Annotated in this window: 3 protein-coding genes and 2 pseudogenes; all 5 read left to right on the top strand. The window is 69.5% G+C overall.

Annotated features, from left to right (window positions below):
• Positions 1 to 108, top strand: a pseudogene (locus AB0A61_RS40820) (ATP-binding protein); the annotation flags it as partial.
• 400 nt (positions 109 to 508) lie between these two features.
• On the top strand, positions 509 to 3,793 hold the full coding sequence (locus AB0A61_RS40815) for a nitrate- and nitrite sensing domain-containing protein (protein ID WP_361304632.1): 3,285 nt from the start codon (positions 509 to 511) through the stop codon (positions 3,791 to 3,793).
• 10 nt (positions 3,794 to 3,803) lie between these two features.
• A complete protein-coding gene (locus AB0A61_RS40810; protein WP_033321188.1) occupies positions 3,804 to 4,217 on the top strand; it encodes a roadblock/LC7 domain-containing protein in 414 nt (137 codons plus the stop codon).
• Positions 4,218 to 4,313: 96 nt separating this feature from the next.
• Positions 4,314 to 4,886 carry a DUF742 domain-containing protein gene (locus AB0A61_RS40805; RefSeq protein WP_361304628.1) on the top strand — a complete coding sequence of 191 codons (573 nt, stop codon included), beginning with the start codon at positions 4,314 to 4,316 and terminating at the stop codon, positions 4,884 to 4,886.
• Positions 4,867 to 5,000, top strand: a pseudogene (locus tag AB0A61_RS40800) (ATP-binding protein); the annotation flags it as partial. The gene AB0A61_RS40805 and the pseudogene AB0A61_RS40800, both read left to right, overlap by 20 nt.

Below are 5,000 nucleotides of genomic sequence, written 5' to 3'. Positions count from 1 at the left end.
ATCGGCCCCGACACCCCGATCATCACCACCGACGCCCGCCACCGCGCGGACGCCAAGTCCGCACTGATCACGCTGGTGGAACACGCCCTGATGGCACGCCTGAGGTAGCGCCTCGAAGCCGTTACATGCAGCCATCAAATAGGTGCGCTCATACGGCAGTTGTCGTAGTCACACCGGAGCCGGCTGTGTCCTTTGACACGGTCGGCCCCGGTGTTCATAACGTTTCGGCAGAGGAATCGGGTGGTACGGCCACGCGTCGCGCACACCCGGTCTCACTGCGCGCACAATCGCCCCGCCTTTTGGCGGGGCTCGCTCTTTATGACCGTTTTATCTGGGACTTACATCACTTGGAATCAGCGCTTTCCACTGTTTGGAAGAGCGCAGGTTGACGTGCTGGAATGCCTGAACTGCCCATTAGTCAAAGACGTACTCATCAGTCGAGGGCGTACTGGGCTCTGAGACACTGCGGCACAACGTAGGTGCCGACCGCCGAGAGGTTGTTGGTCGAGTGAGGCGAAGCAAGAACGGCCCCGAGCCGTCGGCCCGGGGCAACTTCACCCCGCCGCCGCGCGGAGCGGCGGCCGCACACGTGCCCGGTCCGGAGCCGACGGCCACTCCCGCCCCGAGCGGCGGCCGTTTCTCCCCGCGCAACTGGCGGGTGCCGACCCGGCTGAACGCGATCCTGCTCATACCCGTGCTGGTCGGCCTCGTCATGGGCGGCTTCCAGGTCAAGAGCTCGATCGACACCTGGCAGAACGCTCAGGACGCCGAGAACACCGCGCGTCTGGTGCGGGCCTCCCTGGCCTACGCCGACGCCCTCTACAACGAGCGCGACACCACCGCCGCTCCCCTGCTCAAGGGCGCCGCCGAGACCGCGCAGGACAGGGCGACCGTCTCCACGGCCCGCCAGGCGACCGACAAGGCGGCCGACGCCTTCGACCAGGCCGCCCAGAACCTGCCGCAGAAGTCCGGCCTGCAGCGCCGGCTGAAGCTGTTCCGCCAGGCCGAGCCCGAGCTCCAGTCGCTCCGTGCGGTCGCCTACACCTCCAAGCTCACCGGCGTGCAGACCGAGGAGGGCTACGTCAAGATCGCCCACCCGCTGATGGAGTTCGCCAACGAGCTCGGTCTGGGCACCGGCAACATCACCTCCTACGGCCGTACCGTCTACGCCATCTCCCTCACCCAGGCGGCCCTGTCGCTGGAGCGCTCGATCGGCATGCACCTGCTGATCAAGCCGGGTCCGGGTGCGGGCAGCCTCGCCAGCCAGCGCGTGGCCCTCTCCTCCTACGCCTACCTGGAGGGCATCGCCGTCGAGGAGTACATAGGCGGCGGCACCCAGGCCGACGCGGACAAGCTGGACGCGCAGAAGCGGGAGATCCAGTCCCAGGCCGCGGGCATGGCCGAGCAGGCCAAGGCCAAGGACCCGAACTACGTCGCCCCGCCGTCCGACCCGACCGACATGGTCACGGCCCTCGCGACGCTGAAGTCCACGGATCCCGCCGAGCGTCAGGCGCTCGCCACGAAGGGCATCACCCCCGAGAACTGGTGGGCGGTGAACACCCTCAAGTACAACGCCTACGTCAAGATCCAGTCGGACATGGCCGACACCGCGGTGAACGAGGCCGCGAGCATCGCCGACGACGCCAAGCAGTCGACGTTCATCACCGGTGCGGTGGTCGTGATCGCACTGCTCGCCGCGTTCATCCTGGCCGGCCTGGTGGCCCGCCAGATGAGCCGCTCCATGCGCCGGCTGCGCAACGCCGCCTTCGGTATCGCCGAGCAGCGCCTGCCGATGCTGGTCGACCAGCTCTCGCGCACCGACCCCGGCCGCGTCGACACCCGGGTCGCACCGATCCCGATCACCTCGACCGACGAGATCGGCGAAGTGGCCCGCGCCTTCGACCAGGTCCACCGCGAGGCCGTCCGGCTCGCCGCCGAGCAGGCCCTGCTGCGGGGCAACATCAACGCGATCTTCACCAACCTCTCGCGCCGCAACCAGTCGCTGATCGAGGGCCAGCTGACCCTGATCACCGACCTGGAGAACAACGAGGCCGACCCGGACCAGCTGGAGAACCTCTTCCGCCTGGACCACCTCGCGACCCGTATGCGCCGCAACGGCGAGAACCTCCTGGTTCTGGCCGGCGAGGAGCCCGGCCGCCGCTGGGACCAGCCGGTCCCGCTGGTCGACGTGCTGCGCGCCGCCTCCTCCGAGGTGGAGCAGTACGAGCGCATCGAACTGTCCGGCGTCCCGGAGGCCGAGATCCACGGCCGCGCCGTGACCGACCTCGTGCACCTGCTCGCCGAGCTGCTGGAGAACGCCACCACGTTCTCCTCGCCGCAGACCAAGGTCCGCGTCACGGCGACCCGTCTGCCCGACGGCCGGATCATGACCGAGATCCACGACAAGGGCATCGGCCTGACCGCCGAGGACTTCGCGGACATCAACCACAAGCTGGCCAATCCGCCCACCGTGGACGTGGCGATCTCCCAGCGCATGGGCCTGTTCGTGGTCGGCCGCCTCGCCGACCGGCACGGCATCCGGGTCCAGCTGCGCCCCTCCGGCGAGCAGGCCGGCACCACCTCGCTGGTCATGCTGCCGGACGCGATCACCCACGGCGGTGGCGGCGAGCAGTCCCTGGACCGCGACGAGTTCACGGTCTCGCAGATCATCCCGGAGCAGAACTTCCAGGGTGAGAGCTTCAGCCAGGCGCCGCCCCTGCTGACGGCCGCGGAGCTGGGCTTCGACGACAGCCGCTACGCGGACGTCCCCGACGACCTCCGGGACCTGGACCCCGTCGGCCGCTCGCTGATGCGCGGGGGGCGCCGTGCCGCGCTGGAGGCCCAGACGCACGGCCAGCAGCCCGCCCAGGAGGCGGCCGAGACGCCCGCGTACCCCGACGAGCCCACCGGGCAGCAGGCGTACGACAACGGTCAGGCGTCCTACCAGGAGCGGTCCGCCGCCGGGTACGACCCGCAGACGGCGTACGGGGAGCAGCAGACCGCGTACGGCGAGCAGCAGACGGCCTACGACGAACCGGGACGCACTGCATACGACGCGCCGGCACAGCCGTCGTACGACGAGCGGTACTTCGCGCCGAACGGCGGTCTGCCCCAGGGCAACGGCTATGCGCCGAACGGCGGTTACCCCGACTCCGCGTATGCGGAGCCGGTGCAGGAGGAGCACACGTCGGCGCACGCCTCCGCGTCGCAGACGTACCCCGCCTTCCAGGAGCCGTCCTACCAGGACGACTGGCCGCAGCAGGACGGGCAACGGAACGGGTACCCGGACCATTACGCTCCGGAAACGGAATCCGTGCAGGCCGCTGACGTGAACGAGGCGGACCGCGTAGGCTTCGACCGTCCGGGACCGGCCACCGCCGCCGTCCACGAGCTGACCGACGCCGGGCTGCCCCGCCGCGGATCCACCGCGAGCGGCTCGAACGGCGCGCGGCGCGTGAACCAGGAATCGCCGGCTCCCGCTGCGGAGAGCAACGGCGACAGCGGCTGGCGTTCGGCGAACGACGAGCGCTGGCAGCAGGCCTCGCGGCTCCGGAAGCCGAAGGCCGGCGGAGTGACCTCCTCCGGTCTGCCCCGGCGGGTACCCAAGGCCAACCTGGTCGAGGGCACCGCGGAATCGACCCCGCAGGGAGGCCCACAGGTCTCCCGCGCCCCCGAGGACGTCAGGGGCAGGCTGAGCAACCTGCGCCGGGGCGTCCAGCGGGGACGCAGCGCAGGAAGTGAAAAGAACGGCCAGGGCTTCGGTCCTGACAGCACCTACAACCAGGAGCGTTAGTGTGAGCCCGATGAGCCAGGCGGCGCAGAACCTGAACTGGTTGATCACCAACTTCGTGGACAACACCCCCGGGGTGTCCCACACCGTGGTGGTCTCCGCCGACGGACTCCTTCTGGCGATGTCCGAAGGCTTTCCCCGCGACCGCGCCGACCAACTCGCGGCCGTCGCCTCCGGTCTGACCTCACTGACCGCCGGTGCCTCGCGCATCTTCGAGGGCGGCAGCGTGAACCAGACGGTTGTGGAGATGGAGCGAGGGTTCCTCTTCATCATGTCCATTTCCGACGGTTCGTCGCTCGCGGTTCTTGCACACCCCGAGGCGGACATCGGCCTGGTTGGGTACGAGATGGCCCTTCTGGTGGACCGCGCCGGCACGGTCCTGACCCCGGACCTCCGGGCGGAGCTCCAGGGCAGCCTTCTCAACTAATAGCCTGACGGTGCGTTTTGGCGTCCCGGGGCCGTAAGGTTTCGGGACGCGGCTCCACAGGGATGGGTGCCCGGCACGGTCGGAGGAGGAGAGAAAGTGGCAACACCCCCAGGCGGTTCCAATACCGGCAACTGGTCGTACGGCCCTGCCCAGGGCCAGGGCGACGGTTCGGCGAACCGTTACAACTTCCCCTCCGGCCCGAACCACCGGCAGCCGTACGCGCCGCAGGGCCCCGGTCCGTCGCCGTACGACCAGCCGCCGGCGCCGCGCATCCAGCCGGTGCAGCCGCAGCGACGTACCCCTGAGCCGGCGCCCGCCGGGGCGTCGAACAACCCCCTGGTGCGCCCGTACGCCATGACGGGCGGCCGCACCAGGCCGCGGTACCAGCTCGCCATCGAGGCACTGGTGCACACCACCGCGCAGCCGCACCAGATGCAGGGCCAGCTGCCCGAACATCAGCGGATCTGCCATCTGTGCCGCGAGATCAAGTCGGTGGCCGAGGTATCGGCGCTCCTGACGATCCCTCTCGGCGTGGCCAGGATTCTCGTCGCCGACTTGGCGGAGGCGGGCCTGGTCGCCATCCATCAGCCCGGCGGCGACGAGAACGCCGGTGGCCAGCCAGACGTGACACTGCTCGAAAGGGTGCTCAGTGGACTTCGCAAGCTCTAGCGGCGGTCCTTCCCGCTCCACCACCTCCGCGAAGATCGTGGTGGCGGGCGGCTTCGGCGTGGGCAAGACCACGTTCGTCGGCGCCGTCTCGGAGATCAACCCGCTGCGCACGGA

This window comes from Streptomyces sp. NPDC046197 (assembly GCF_040646295.1).
Lineage (GTDB): Bacteria > Actinomycetota > Actinomycetes > Streptomycetales > Streptomycetaceae > Streptomyces.
The sequence above is the reverse complement of the archived record's forward strand: the minus strand, read 5'-3'. Positions and strand labels throughout refer to the sequence as shown.

Excerpts from the sequence above, each read along its gene's own strand:
- AB0A61_RS40810 (WP_033321188.1), top strand. The coding sequence starts at position 3,804 with ATGAGCCAGGCGGCGCAGAACCTGAACTGGTTGATCACCAACTTCGTG.